The sequence below is a fragment of the Stenotrophomonas sp. 107298_Sma genome, assembly GCF_056480345.1.
In genome coordinates this window covers 3757652-3771922 of record NZ_CM151094.1, presented here as the reverse complement: position 1 = coordinate 3771922, position 14271 = coordinate 3757652, and the positions used below count along the sequence as shown (strand labels likewise).

Annotated in this window: 10 protein-coding genes; 8 read left to right on the top strand and 2 right to left on the bottom strand. The window is 64.3% G+C overall.

Annotation, left to right across the window (positions count from 1 at the left end; all coding sequences use genetic code 11):
- Positions 1–66: 66 nt before the first annotated feature.
- Positions 67–840, bottom strand: coding sequence for an AraC family transcriptional regulator (locus ACZK2G_RS17570; protein WP_478473984.1), 774 nt, complete (start codon positions 838–840; stop codon positions 67–69).
- A gap of 93 nt (positions 841–933) precedes the next feature.
- Here ACZK2G_RS17570 and ACZK2G_RS17565 point away from each other — a divergent pair, with 93 nt between their 5' ends.
- The 8 genes from ACZK2G_RS17565 to ACZK2G_RS17530 all read left to right on the top strand — a co-directional run bounded on the left by ACZK2G_RS17565 (position 934) and on the right by ACZK2G_RS17530 (position 13289).
- The gene (locus ACZK2G_RS17565; protein WP_046984296.1) at positions 934–1701 is read left to right on the top strand and encodes an alpha/beta fold hydrolase; all 768 of its coding nucleotides are present in this window, start codon (positions 934–936) and stop codon (positions 1699–1701) included.
- Positions 1702–1810: 109 nt separating this feature from the next.
- Positions 1811–2176, top strand: coding sequence for a NirD/YgiW/YdeI family stress tolerance protein (locus tag ACZK2G_RS17560; protein ID WP_223496396.1), 366 nt, complete (start codon positions 1811–1813; stop codon positions 2174–2176).
- 276 nt (positions 2177–2452) lie between these two features.
- Positions 2453–2959 carry a CS1 type fimbrial major subunit gene (locus ACZK2G_RS17555; protein WP_046984294.1) on the top strand — a complete coding sequence of 169 codons (507 nt, stop codon included), beginning with the start codon at positions 2453–2455 and terminating at the stop codon, positions 2957–2959.
- A 49-nt stretch (positions 2960–3008) separates the two neighbouring features.
- A complete protein-coding gene (locus ACZK2G_RS17550) occupies positions 3009–5732 on the top strand; it encodes a TcfC E-set like domain-containing protein (protein WP_478473982.1) in 2724 nt (907 codons plus the stop codon).
- Positions 5733–5752: 20 nt separating this feature from the next.
- Positions 5753–6856 carry a CblD like pilus biogenesis initiator family protein gene (locus tag ACZK2G_RS17545; RefSeq protein WP_478475597.1) on the top strand — a complete coding sequence of 368 codons (1104 nt, stop codon included), beginning with the start codon at positions 5753–5755 and terminating at the stop codon, positions 6854–6856.
- Positions 6857–6875: 19 nt separating this feature from the next.
- Positions 6876–7574, top strand: coding sequence for a pilus assembly protein (locus ACZK2G_RS17540; RefSeq protein WP_478473980.1), 699 nt, complete (start codon positions 6876–6878; stop codon positions 7572–7574).
- A gap of 66 nt (positions 7575–7640) precedes the next feature.
- Positions 7641–12470 carry an ESPR-type extended signal peptide-containing protein gene (locus ACZK2G_RS17535; protein WP_478473978.1) on the top strand — a complete coding sequence of 1610 codons (4830 nt, stop codon included), beginning with the start codon at positions 7641–7643 and terminating at the stop codon, positions 12468–12470.
- Positions 12471–12539: 69 nt separating this feature from the next.
- Positions 12540–13289 carry a hypothetical protein gene (locus tag ACZK2G_RS17530; RefSeq protein ID WP_046984299.1) on the top strand — a complete coding sequence of 250 codons (750 nt, stop codon included), beginning with the start codon at positions 12540–12542 and terminating at the stop codon, positions 13287–13289.
- 144 nt (positions 13290–13433) lie between these two features.
- Here the strand turns inward: ACZK2G_RS17530 and ACZK2G_RS17525 are convergent, their stop codons facing one another.
- Positions 13434–14078: a hypothetical protein gene (locus tag ACZK2G_RS17525; protein WP_046984289.1), complete on the bottom strand. Its 645-nt coding sequence runs from the start codon at positions 14076–14078 to the stop codon at positions 13434–13436.
- Between the last annotated feature and the right edge of the window lie 193 nt (positions 14079–14271).

Sequence of the window (14271 nt, the reverse complement as noted above, 5' to 3'; positions counted from 1 at the left end):
TTACAGCGTCGAGCCACGCTCGACCCACGCGCGCAGCGCACACAACAGCCAATCACCGGCCCAGTACTACGCCTCTGCGTACCGGCTCGGCGAACATCCCAGCACACGCCGGAAGGCAGCGGAAAACGCGCTCGGGCTTGCATAGCCCAGGTCCAATGCCACACGCGTCACCGCCTGGCCCTGTCCCAGCCGCTCGATGGCCACCAGCAGGCACACCTGCTGCCGCCACTCGGCAAAACCCACCCCGGTATTGGCGCGGAACAGGCGCGTGAACGTGCGCCGGCTCATGCCTGCTTCGGCAGCAACGTCATCGAGGCGGGCTCTCAGCGAAGGAACGTCGAGCAATGCGCGGCAGACACGTGCGAGACGTGCATCGGCGGGCAGCGGTGCATGCAGGGAAAGTGTCGGCATCGATGCGATTTCCGCCACCAGCAGCTGCATCAGTTTGCCTGCGCGCCCGTCCTCGTCGTACAGCGGGGGCAGGTCCACCGCCGCCTCCAGCAGCTGCTCCAACAGCGCAGAGACCGCGTACACCCGGCAGTGCGCTGGCAGCGCCACTGCGTCGGCCGCCTCGGCGGAGAGAAAGGCGTTGAGCATCGTCACTGGCCCGCGCATGGTCATCTCATGCGTCAGGCCTGCAGGCACCCAGCAGGCGCGCCGTGGGGGAACCAGCCACCGCCCCTGCGGCGTGGCCACACTGATGGTGCCGCGCGCAGCGAACGCGAACTGCCCGCGCCGATGGGCATGGCGGGGAAACGTGAACTCGGCTGCGTAGTCGTTCGAGGTGACCACGACATCGCGTGGCAGGTCTTCGTAGGGTTCAAGCAGCGAATTGCGCATGGCCCGGATTCTATAGCGATTGACCCGTCATCGACGGTGGGCCGGATCCGCGCCGTCTAGCATCAACGCTCCCCTCAGCTGTAATGGAGCCACATGACCAATACTTTCCATCGCGTGGGACACGGACCCCATGCTGTCCTGGTGCTGCACGGCTGGTTCGGCGACGCGCATGCGTTCGAGCCCATCGAGCCATGGCTGTCGCGCGACGACTTCAGCTACATCTTCATGGACTGTCGTGGCTACGGCGGCATGCGCGATGCACGGGGGGCCTATACCATCGGCGAGATTGCGTCCGATGCATTGGATCTGATGACCGCCCTGGGCCACGAGCGCTTCAGCGTGGCAGGTCATTCGATGGGCGGCGTGGCCATTGAACGCATGGCCGTGCTTGCGCCGGAAAGGGTACGCGGCATGGTGGCCATTGCGCCGGTGCCATGCGGCGGCATTGCCTACGACGCCGCGACGCGAAGCCTGCTTGAAACGGCAGCCGGGGACGTAGGCGTGCGTCGGACCATCATCGATCGCAGTACCGGCGGACGGCTGCCGGCGCAATGGCTCGACTGGAAGGCCGCGTATTCGGCGGCACATGCTTCACCTGCAGCATTTGCCGCCTATCTTCCAGCATGGGCGGATACCGATTTCAGCAATGAGATCGTCGGCAATCATTGGTTGAAGGTGCTGGTGGGTGGGCACGATCCCACCTTCAACCGCGCACTGATGCAGCGCACCTATCTGCGCCGCTACCGGCAGGCCACGATGGCGGTCCTGCAGGATGCCGGGCATTACCCGATGAACGAGACGCCGCTGGCCCTGGTGGCGGCCATGGAATCGTTCCTGAAAGAGCTGTCGGTTCCGGGATGAATGGTTTCTGGCAGGGGATGTCGTTTTCACATCTTTTCGGATCTATTGCATGGGCACCACATTCGAGGCGATAGAAGCTGAGGGCACATATCCCTGCATGGAGACCCCCATGAACCGACGACTCACCCTTGTGCTCATCGCCACCTCCTTGAGCCTGCCCAGCGCTGGCGCCTTCGCCCAGTACACCGGCCCGGGCGCCACCAGTGCTGTCACCACGGTTGCCGAGGCGCGCGACCAGCGTGACGATCAGCCGGTGGTGCTGCAGGGCACGCTGGTGGCCAAGATCGGCCACGAACGCTACCGCTTCAAGGACGCAACCGGCGAGATCGATGTGGAAATCGACGACAAGGATCTGCCCAGCCACCAGGCCGTCAGCGCGACCACCGTGGTGGAACTGCACGGTGAAGTGGATACGCACCGCTTCAAGCCCACCGACATCGACGTGGATCATGTGCGGATCGTCGGCACGCGTTGAGGCGGCGGTAGTGCACGCGTGCGTCGAGTATTGTGCGTTTCTACAAAGGGCATATCCCGCAATGAGGGTTGTTGCAAACGCGGTATGAGGAAGATTGCATAACCCCTAAACATTGAGTGACTTCAAGGATTCTTCTTAACGTTCAGTTATTTAGGAATCCTTGAATGGTCAGCGTGCGGTAGGCCTACCTACCATTCTCTCCGTCGCCCGCCCCCACGCAGGCGGGTGATGCCTCCGTACTGGAGGCCTCATATCCCACCGTCCGAGAGAGACACCATGAACTCCATCCTGAAGAAGGCCGCGCTCGCTGCAGCGCTGGCCACCGTTTCGCTGTCCGCCAATGCATTCGACGCCGACATCAAGGTCTGGGCCAACGTCGATCCGACCCTGGCCCTGCTCAAGGCCGATGGCACGGCGCTGGATTCGGTGGTCAACATGGTCCACAACCCGGTCAGCGGCCTGGTGCCCTGGTCGCAGCAGGTGCGCATCTACTCCAACGATGAAAGCAAGGACATCGAAGTGCGTGTTGGCAGCACCCCGCAGCTGCTCAACACCGATGGTGGCGGCACGCCGGTGCCGCTGACCGTCAGCCTCAATGGCAGGGCGCTGACCGTGGCGGCGCAGGATTTCACCGCATCCGACCTGTTCGATGGCGCCATGCCCGGTGCGTCGATCCCGATGGCGCTGCGTATCGCGCAGACCAGCCCAGCGCCGATCACCCGCGGTGGCCGCTACGAAGGCATCGTCACCATCGCCATGCAGCAGAAGACCACCAGCCCGTAAGGCACCCGCGCCGGCCCGCTTGCCGGGCCGGCTGCTTCCGGTAATCCCCATGAATGCTCCCGCACCCGCCGTCACCCGGCTGGCGGTCGCGCTCGCCCTGTCGCTGGCCACACCCCTGGTCGCGGCGCGCGGCGTTCCCGCCGGTTTCGAGGATCTGGTCGAAGGCCAGACCGAACAACTGGAGATCCGTTTGTTCGGTCGTTCGACCGGGCTGGTGCCGGTGCGCGTGACCCTGGAACACGTGCAGCTGGAAACCCCGGTCGAGGCGCTGCAGGCATTGCAGCTGTCCGCCGAAGCGCAGGCTGCGCTGCTGCCGGCGTTGTCGCAGCCGCTGCCGCGCAACAGCCACCTGGCATGCCGTTACGGCGGTGCCAGTGCCGGTTGCGGGTACATCGATCCTCCCCAGGAGCCCACTGCCGTGCGCGCGCTGTATGACGAAGGCGAGGGCGCTGTGCGCCTGTTTGTCGCCCGCCAATGGATCCCCGGCGAGCCGGCCGCCGAGCGCTACCACCAGGTCAGTGTCAATGCCGAGAACGCCTTCCTGCACCAGCACACCTTCAATGTCAGCGGTGGCCGGGGCTACCAGGCGCTGGCCGCGCAGGGCATGGGCGCACTGGGCGTGTTCCAGCGCGGGCACCTGTCCGCCGACTGGACCTTCAGCCAGCAGCACTACCGCGGCGGTCTTGCCAGCCGCCGTTTCCAGCTCGACAACGCCTACTACCGCCATGACCTTGGCCAGCAGCACTACCTGCAGGCCGGGCGCATGGACCGCCGCAACCTGAGCAGCCCGCAGGGCGGCACCTTCAGTTTCAGCATGCTGCCGATGGATCGCTTCCAGGGTCTGCGGCTGGGCACCACGCAGGCCTACGTGGACTCCGCCGCCGCCGTGCAGGCCACGCCGCTCACCGTGCTGCTGGCGCGCGATGCGCGTGTGGATGCGTTCGATGGCGAGCGCCTGTTGCAGACCTTCTACCTGCAGGCAGGCATCAACCAGCTCGATACGCGCCGGTTCCCCATGGGCAACTACACCGTCAGCCTGCGCATCTACGAAGACGGCGTGCTGGTACGCAACGAGGACGCGCCGTTCGACAAGGGCGGTGACTGGACCGACAGCAGCGTGCAGTGGTTCCTGCAGGGCGGCCGCCGCAACGAGCGCCGCAGCGACCGCTTCGACGACGAACTGGCGGCCATGGGCGGCCTGCGCGTGCCGATGGGGCGCAACGTGGCCATGACCGCCGGCATCGCCGACCTGGGCGGTTTCAGCTACGGCGAGCTGCGGGTGGACCTGCGCCATGTGTTTGCCACCCAGGAAGTCCGCGCTACCTTCAGTGGCATGCACGGCAGCGATGGCAGCCGTGGCCAGCAGCATCAGGTTTCCTACCGTCGCCGTGCTTCGTGGAATGTGTACCACCAGCGCATGCGCGGCCGTGCCTGCCAGTTCGAGGATGACGCGCGCGACCGGCTCGGCTGCGCCGATTCGCTCAGCGCCTCGATGGCGCTGCCGGTGGCCGGCGGCAACGCCTACGTGGCCTATACGCGCCGCCAGACCTGGCGTGCAAGCACCGTGCGGCCGGGGCTGGAAGATGATCCGCTGGCCGGACTTGACCCGCTGCTGCCGCCGTGGCTTCCACAGCCCACGCGCATACCGCAGCTCAGCCGCACCTGGCAGGCCAGCTACAGCCGCAGCCAGCGCTGGGGCGAGTTCAGTGTCTCCAGCCGCATCGGCGTGTGGCAGCAGACCAGCGGCGGTGGACTGCGCGACGGCCGTGACCGCGGCATCTACCTCAATTTCAGCCTCAACCGCCTGCAGCACGATGACCGCGGCAGTTCGCAGCGACGCTATGGCGTGGACGTGCGGCAACCACAGCATGCGCGGCCGGACATCAACTACAGCGCCGGGCAGACGCTGCGCCAGGAATACGAGGATCAGTACCGCGAGGTATCGGGCGAACTGCGCGGCAACAACAACGAGCGCTACAGCGCCACGCTGAGTACCCAGCTGCAGAACCGCATCGGCCAGACCGGTGCCACGGTGTCGCGCTACCAGCACCAGGGTGGCAACGAAGTGGCGTACAGCGCCACGCACAGTTCCGGCCTGGCCATCGGCAAGCGCGGCGTGTACTGGGGCGCTGGCATTGGCGCCGACGCGGGGTTGGCAGTGCAGGTGGATCACACCGACGACCTGGACCTGAGCGGCGTTGCCGCCGAGCTGCAGGTGGGCGGGCTGCGTCGACAGCGACTGAAGCTGGGCGAGCGCCGGCTGCTGCCGATTTCCGCCTACCAGTCGCACCGCGCTGAAGTGCAGGACGCCAGCGCCCTGGACAGCATCGCCGCCGTGCGCGTGAGCGGTGTGGGCGGCGCGCGTCCGTTGTTTCTGTCACCGGGCCGGCTGGTGCGCATGCCGGTGCCGATTGAAGTGACCTACACCTTCATCGGCAACGCCCAGGACATCGCCGGCGCACCGCTGCGCGGTGCCCGCATTCTCAACGCGCCGGTGCCCGGCACCGGCAGCAATGGAGGTTTCGTGGCCGACTTCCCACGACGCGAGAAGACCCTGTACCTGCTGCAGGACGACCGGTTGCTGCACTGCCCGCTGCAGGTGCGCGAGCGCCGCAGCGTGGTGATGCTGGTAGGCGCCGTGCAGTGCGAGCCGCTGGCCGTGGCCCAGCTGCCCGCCGACATCCGCCACCAGGCACGTGTGACGCGGTTGCTGCAGGAGCAGGCGCTGATTGCCGCCACGCCACAGACCGCAGCAGCGGGAGGTGCGAAGTGAGTCGGCGTGTGTGGTGGGTGATGGCGGTGTTGTGTGGGCTGGTGCTGTTGGTGCCGAGGGCGAAGGCGCAGAGACCGCCGGAGACGCATCCGTCGAGTGAACACCGCGACATCGTGATGAGCTGGGATCGCTCTGCGCTGCCGGGAGATATCGAGTTGTGGGCGCGGAGGACTGTGCTGGGCTATGAGGCAAGTTCGACGCGATACGGAACGCTGCATCTAACTTGTCGATCATCAACTGATGCAGCACATGGCCGGTGCCCTACTGTCGGCAATGAGCTTGAAACTGGACGGGGAGCGGTGACGATCCGCGCCACCGAAAGACGCTCTGGTTTGGTTGAGGAGATACAGCTGCAGGGCTATATCGAGAGAGCGATGCCGGGGCGAGCCTGCTCAATCGACTTCTGGGGCAAGACGCCGCTTCCGCCATGGTCTTCCTCTGCAGCTGAGTGCGGGGGGGAATGGCCGGTAGGCACAGGCATGCATTTGGAGCTTCCGAGTTCCGAACTTGAAAGACTTGTGGCCGGAACATGGGAGGCGGTTGCTTTCCTCGATCTTCATGAGGTTGCTAATGGCCCAGTACTCGCGACCTACTCGTTCTCCTTCGACTTCACCATCACCGACCACAACGCGGTCTCCATCTACTTCCCGCTTTTCGATCAGGTCACCCCGCACGTCGGTCTGAACCTGCAGTACGACCCGATCGCGCAGACCATCGGTGGCCGTACCCAGCTCGACATGTGCCTGTACGACGGGCTTGGCTCGCAGAGCAGTTACCTCGGCGTCACCGTGCGTGACAGCGGCGCGCAACCTCCCGGGCCCTCGGGCTACTCGGTATGGCACGTCGATGGCAGCAGTGATGCCAGCCAGCGCGTGGACTACACCGTCACCCTGGATCACAACGGTAGCGCGCTGCCCATGCGCAACGGCGTGGAGCAGCTGCTGCACGGCATCGATACCGCGCGACTGCGGCTGGTGTTGCTGCCCGGCATGACGCAGCCGGTGTTCTGCGTGCCTACGCCATTGACGCTGGAAACACCGCGCGTGCCGGTCAGCACCAAGCGCCCCGGCTACTACAGCGGCGATCTCAAGGTGGAACTGCGTGTTCCCACCGTCACGCCCTGAACCCCACATGGAGTCCCCGATGAAACCTCTAGTCCGCTGCCTGCTGCCGCTGTCGCTGCTGATGGCGTTGCCTGCCCATGCCAATCTCACCGTGCACCCCATGCGTACGTCGGTAGACGCGAAGAAAGGTGCACAGATACGCATCTACTCGCAGTCCACCCAACCGCAGTACGTGCAGGCATCGATCAAGCGCATCGTCGACCCGGCGGGGGCAGGTGAACAGGAGGTTGAGGTGGAGCCGAATGAGGCCGCCATCGCCATCACGCCGGGAAAGTTCGCACTCGCCGGTGGCGGCAACCGGCTGATCCGTGTGATTTCGCTGCAGCCGGTCGAAAAGGAAACGGCATACCGCGTGTACTTCGAGGGCGTGCGCGGCCCCGAACGTGTGGACCCGGCAGGCGAGGGTGAGAAGGCTCAGGCCAATGTCGGCGTCAGCCTGGTCTGGGGCGCGCTGGTCAACGTACTGCCCGCGCAATCGACGATGGACGTCCAGGTGGAGGGAAACCAGCTGCGCAACACCGGCACGGTACGCGTGGGCATCACCAGCATCGCTGACTGCGATGGCGCGCGCTGCACCGCGCATGACGTCTCGCGCAGCCTGTACCCCGGCAGCGCGCTGGAACTGCCATTTGCCCTGCAGCCGGGCCACACGCTGCAGCTGCGCTACCGGCTGACCCGCGATGGCTATCGCGAGCACGTGCACAACGTCGCGCTCTGAGTGCATCACGCCGCTGTGGCTTGGTGCCACAGCGGTTCCTTCTGTTTCGTCTGTTAAGGAGAATCCATGAACAAGATCCATCGTCGTATCTGGTCTACTGCACGGCAGTGCTGGGTGGTGGCAAGTGAGCTGACCCGAAGGAAGGGACGCAGCGCGGGAGGTGTCCAAGGCGGCTTGCTGGCATCCATTCTGATTGGCTCACTTTCCACCACTGCGAGCGCAGCGGTTTTCTATGGCTGTGACAGCGGTGCGTCCGGAATTGTCCGCTGCGCTCCGTTCATTGGGCATGAGGATGTGGGAAATGCGAACGCTTCGCTGCGTAGCTCCTACTATCTTTCCATGGGAGGGGGCGCATGGACCGACGGTCTCTACTCCACCAGTTTTGGAAACCGAACGTCTGCCGAGGGCGACAAGAACGCAGTCTTTGGCTACGGAGCAGTAGCGAAAAAGGGATATGCCTCGGTATTTGGTGCGCATGCGGTGGGCGATGGTATTGGTGCAACCGCGTTCGGCCACAACGCGAAGGCTTACACCGAGAATTCCATCGCAGTCGGCAGCGGCTCAAGGACAAATGAGGGCGCAGGCGTGTCGAAGATTGCCATCGGCGGCGATGCCTATGCAGGAACCGGTGGTTGGACCGGCGCCATAGCGCTTGGCGGCAAGGCACGTGCCGAGTTCGACGGCCTGGCCATGGGCTACGAGGCCAGGGCTACCGCGAATGGTACGGTGGCACTCGGGCGTGGCTCGGTCGCCAACGAAGGCAATACGATATCGGTTGGCAACAGCAGCACCAAGCGCCGTATCGTCAATGTAGGCGATGCACGCTTGAATGCCACCAGCACAGATGCAGTAACGGGAAAGCAGCTGTATCAGCTGTCGACTGCGACCAGTGGCCTGATCAGCCAGGCGAGCACGGGCGGGGCGGTTCGCATTGGTGCGGAGAACACCGGCACGACACTGACGGTCAGCAATAAAAGTGGTGCTGCCCGCTATCTCAACGGTGTCCGCAACGGCACGCTGAGCGCAACCAGTACCGACGCGGTTACCGGGCAGCAGCTGTTTTCCACCAATCAGAACGTGACGACGGCGACCAATCGCATCAATGCGAGAGCACTGTCACTGGGTGAAGGTGCAGGCGCCGAATCGGTTGCGTACGGGGTGAGTACAGCGCTTGGGTACAATGCCAAAAGCTACAACGGCCAGAGTGTGGCCGTCGGTTTCGACGCCCGTGCTGGTGTGGATGCCGCTGGCAACAAGGTGGCTAACCTGAACGCAGGTGTCTCGCTGGGTTCGCGCAGCCGCAGTGGCAATGGTGCCGTGGCGGCGGGGCTGCAGGCGAGCGCGGTGGGTGATCGTGCCATTGCCATTGGCCATGAGGCGTCGGCGGATGTGATTCACGCCACCGCGATCGGATATCAGAGCAAGGCCAGCGCCGGGCACTCCACCGCACTCGGGCGCGGTACCCACGCAAGCGGCCTCTACGCGACGGCCATGGGCAATCTGGCCAGGGCCTCGGCCGAAAGTGCTGTGGCCATTGGTGATCGTTCCCTGGCTCAGCACAATGGGTCGGTGGCGTTGGGCAATGGTTCGCAGACCAGCGCCGCCAATCAGATTTCCGTCGGCAGCAGCGCCATCAAGCGCAAGCTGGTCAATCTGGCCGACGGTACGCTCAGTACATCCAGCACCGAGGCCGTGACCGGCAAGCAGCTCAACGCTACCAATGCCAACGTGGCCACTGCACAGAATACGGCCAGTGCCGCGCAGGTGGCCGCTACCGGGGCGAAGACCGCAGCCGACAGCGCGCTTGCCAAAGCCACCACCCTGGCCGGGCTGGTGAGCCAGGTGTCCACCACGGGCAATGTGCGCCTGGGTAGTGAAAATACCGGTACTGAGTTGGACGTGCGCAACAAGGCCAATGCCAACCGCAGTATCAGCGGGGTTGCCGACGCGACGCTGAGCAACAGCAGCACCGAGGCTGTCACTGGCCGACAGCTTGCAGCTACCAACAGCAACGTAACCACTGCACAGAATGCAGCCAACGCCGCACAGACGGCGGCAACTGCGGCCAAGACCACTGCTGACAACGCGCTGGGCAGGGCCACAGCGTTGAGTGGTCTGGTCAGCCAGGTATCGGCCACGGGCAATGTGCGCCTGGGCGCAGACAATGCGGGCACCGTGGTGGATGTGGCCAACAAGGACGGCGCGAAGCGGCGCGTCAACAACGTCGCCAATGGCGTGCTGAGCAGCACCAGTACCGATGTCGTGACTGGACAGCAGCTGCATGCCACCAACCAGTCTGTTTCCACTCAGGCCCAGTCGCTGGTGCTGCACGGCCAGCAACTGACAACGCATGCCCAGGCTCTTGCGGCACAGGACCAGCGCGTCGCGATCAACCGCGCCGACATCGACCAGCTTCGTACGGACGTGGACAACTTCGATCCGGATCTGGATGGGCTGGTGAAGTTCAGTCCCGATCGCCTGCTTGTGGACATGGATGGTGCACGAGTATCGGGAGTCGCGGCGGGAGATGTCAGCTCGGCGGCCAGTACCGATGCGGTGAATGGTGGGCAGTTGTTCTTGACCAATGCTCGTGTCGGAGAGCTCGAGCGCGAGGGGCGATTCCTGAGCGTTGGCTTTGACAATGAGAGCGTTGATGCCAATGCGGGACTGCTTGGGATCGCCTTGGGGGACTCCGCAAGAGCTTCGGTGGGTTCTGAGGGCGGGGTAGCTATAGGAAGTTTTGCGCTTGCAGATGCTGTGAACTCAGTCGCGCTAGGAAGGGGGGCCGTTGTTGCAGAGTCTGCAGAAGGCGCATTTGCGTTGGGTGTCGGTTCCAACGTATATGCAAGACAAGGCGTAGCGTTTGGTGCATCGAGCCGTGTCGTGGCAGGCGCTGACGGTGCTGTGGCGCTGGGTTCATATTCAATTGCAACGGAAGCAAATACTGTTTCAGTGGGGAACGGTTCTATAAAGCGCCGGATGGTGAACCTTGATCGTGGTGTTTCCGATCATGATGCAACCACCGTCTCACAGCTGAAGGACTCACTGACTGCTTTTGGGGGTGGGGCAGGGTTGGATGGAGATGGCCTCGTTGTAGCCCCAAGCTACAACGTCCAAGGGAGTACGCAGAGCAATGTAGGTGACGCATTGGCCGTGCTCGATGGCGCAGTGATCAAGGCAGGCAGTCGCGTAGATGGCGTTGAAAGCCAGTTGCGCGCGACGTTCCAACAGTCGCCATCAATCAGCGCAGATGGAATCGGCCGGGTGAGCCTGGCAGGCGCGCAAGGCATGGTTCTGTCGAACCTTGCTGATGGACGTATTGCGGCGGGTAGTCGTGATGCGGTGACCGGGAGTCAGCTGTATGCGGCGAAGCAGGACATTGCTCGCAACAGGAGTGATTTGGAAACTCTGCTCGATGCAAACGTATCCAGAGTTGCTCCTGCTGCGAAAGCAAACAGCGTGATCGACTTTGGCGGTGCAAAGCTTACAGGTGTGTCCGATGGAAAGCTGTCTTCCGAGAGCCGGGAAGTGGTAAACGGATCGCAGCTGCATGCAACAAATTCAAAGATCGAGAAAATGGAGGGCCACGCAGAGATGTTCGCGGTCGGTTCGGAAGTCAATAGGGAGCGTGCCGAGGCGGGAATCTACGGCGTTGCTGTGGGTAATGGGGCGCAGGCTTCGATGGGATCTGAGGGTGGGACGGCTGTTGGCAGCTACACGAGCGCACTCGGTAAGAACTCTGTTGCCTTGGGGCGTGGGGCGTATGTCAGTTCTTTCGCAGAAAATGGCTACGCACTCGGCGCAGGCTCGAGCGTGGATCAGCGCAATGGAGTTGCATTGGGAAGTTATGCACTTGTCACGGAGGGCGCCATGGAGTCCGTCGCTCTCGGCGCATATTCTTTTGCTGGAGAAAGCCGAGTGGTTTCCTTTGGCAATGCGTCGCTCAAGCGAAGATTGACTAACGTCGCTAACGGCCGCAACACCAGCGACGCCGCCACCATCGGCCAGCTCCGTGGCGCACTGTCCACCCTCGGCGGCAACATAGACGCCAACGGCAACGTCACCATCCCCGGCTTCAACGTCCAGAGCCAGCAGCAGAACACCATCAACGAAGCCCTCGCCACGCTCGACTCGGCCGTAGTCACCACCGGCTTCCGTGTCGACCGTGTGGAAACCCAGCTCCGCTCGGTGTTCCAGGAATCTCCGTCCATCCGCAGCGACGGCACCGCCCAGCTCACCCTGGCGGGTGCCAACGGCATGGTCATCTCCAACGTCGCCAACGGCTTGATCGCCGCCGGCAGCCGCGAGGCGGTCAACGGTGGCCAGTTGCATGCCGCGCAGCAGCAGCTCAACGGTCGCATCGATGGCCTGGAGCAACGCGTGGACGGCCAGCCGCAGGCGCGTGCAATGGCTACGGCATCGGCGGCGCCGACCGAAGAGATCATGCCAAGCCCGGAAGCCAGCGGTTCGCCGCAGGTCGCTTCGGCAGGCGAGGGCGCTTCGCCTGCATCGCAGCCGAAGGCGAAAAAGGATGACTCGCCCGCGCCCACGCCGCAGGTCGACACCGCCGAGTTGGAAAAGATGCTGGCCCGCGCCAACGAGTACACAGATGGTGCGATCAGCAACTTCGAGCGCCGCCTGGACAAGATGGACAAGCGCTTCAACCGCATGGCGGCGATGAGCAGTGCGCAGACGGCCATGGCCATGAACACCGCTGGCCTGGCCACCTATAACCGCCTTGGCGCGGGTGTGGGCTACGCCGAGGGCGAGTCGGCCATGGCGGTGGGTTACCAGCGCGTGCTCAACGACAAGGGCTCAGCCACCTTCAGCCTCAATGGAGCCTTCACCAACAGCGGTGAACGCAGCATGGGCGTGGGTGTGGGCATCGGCTGGTAAGCCATGGCGCCCCGGCGTGGTGCGCGTAACGAGCCCCGCCGCGCCGGGGTCCTTGCCGAGGAGATGGCAATGTACCGATGGGTGAGTCGATTCATCAGCTACCGCACGTTCTACGTTTGGCGGGCACGGTTTTACTACCACACCCGGCATCTGGACGTCTGGATGCTGGCCAGCGTGCTGTGCTTCCTGGGGGTAGTGGCGTTGCTCTGGTACTACTGGCGGTTCACCAATGTGCCGCTTCCGCGCATGCATCCGCAGGTAGCTGCGCTACGGGTGGAGGGCATCACCAACGAGGCGATCCACAGGATTGTTCTGGTGCGCCATGGTGGTACTCCTCCCGGCAAGCCGTTCTCCACGCCGGAGGAGATCCGGGCCAGCACGGTGCGTACGATGCGGGTGCGGCAAGTGCTGGATGGCGAGGTGGCATGGCGGCTGAAGGCGAACCTGCTGGCGGATATCGCCGATTACATCGAGGCGACCGCGGGCTGCGTGCCGTATCAATGCACACGGGTGCAGGCGCACATCAGCCAGCTGCGTGAGGCCGCGACGGAGAACGCGGGCATCAACAGGGCGTTGCAACCCATTCTGGAGGGCCCGCGTGATCTGGTGCCCGGTCTCACGAGCGTCGATCGCCAACGGGTGAAGAGCGGCTGGTCGGATTCGTTCAGTGACATCTTTCACCAGGTATGGCTGTTGAACGATCTGCAGACCATGCACGCGCGGATGATGGCGGAGTACCCCAAACGCGCACCCGCACCGTGGTTGCCGGAGTGGTTGATTGGCCCGGAGCCGACGACCGGTAATGGCATGCCACTGTAGAGCACTGCCATGCTAGGTGGCGCCCGCGGATGCCCCGCTCCCTGTAGAGCCGAGCCCACGCTCGGCTGCTCTTCGGTCAGGTATCCGGAAGTCTGAAATGCAGTGCGGACCAACAGTCCGCACCCACCAAGACTGGCGCTACCGTCACCCGCCGATATACGCGGTGATCTCCGCCTCAGCCAGCACCTGCCGCAGCTGCGCCACGGACGCGCGCCGCATCGGCTTCTCATCCACCGGCGACAGCGGCGCTTGGCGCAGGGCGTCGTAGGGCAGCACGGCCAGGTCGAAGGTCAGCTCTTCGGCACTGAACACCCACACCGGCACGTCCAGGCAGCGTTCGCGGTCCATGCGCAGACGACGTGTCCGTGATTCGGCGGGGATGCCATGTTCGTCCAGGAAGCGATGCACGGCTTCCGGGTCGTCACTGTGCAGGTGCAGCTGCACGGGGCTGTTGGCGTCGGCGGTGCCATCCAGTACCGGGCCGACCAGGCGTGGGGCGAAGCCGTGCAGGAACTCCAGGGCGCGCATTGCGGCTTCGCGACGGCGCTGCAGTTCGTTGCCATGCTGGGGCCCGGAGAACAACCGCTGGTACTCGCGCAGGGCGTCTTCGATCTCGGTGTTCCGGGGCAGGGAGGCATCGTCGTGGATGCCGAGCCGGGTGGCGGCCTTCAACTTGGCCTGGTGGTAGTCGCGGATGCCGCCTTCGGCCATCAGGCGCGCGGCTTCGTGGGCGAGACGGTGGCGCCGCTCGCGGGTCTGGCTGGCAGCATGCTGACGGGCGCGATGCATGCGATGACTCCCTGTTGCGACCTGGCTACAGACTAGCGCACGGATGTGACATCTGCGTGGGTATTTCGCGGAGGCGCCGCTGCGCTCGCCGGGCATGGCCCGGCGCTACCCGGCAAGACCGTGCCGTTGATCCACCAACGCTCTGGTAGGTGCCGACCTTGGTCGGCACGGGGTGCCAACCAAGGTTGGCAGC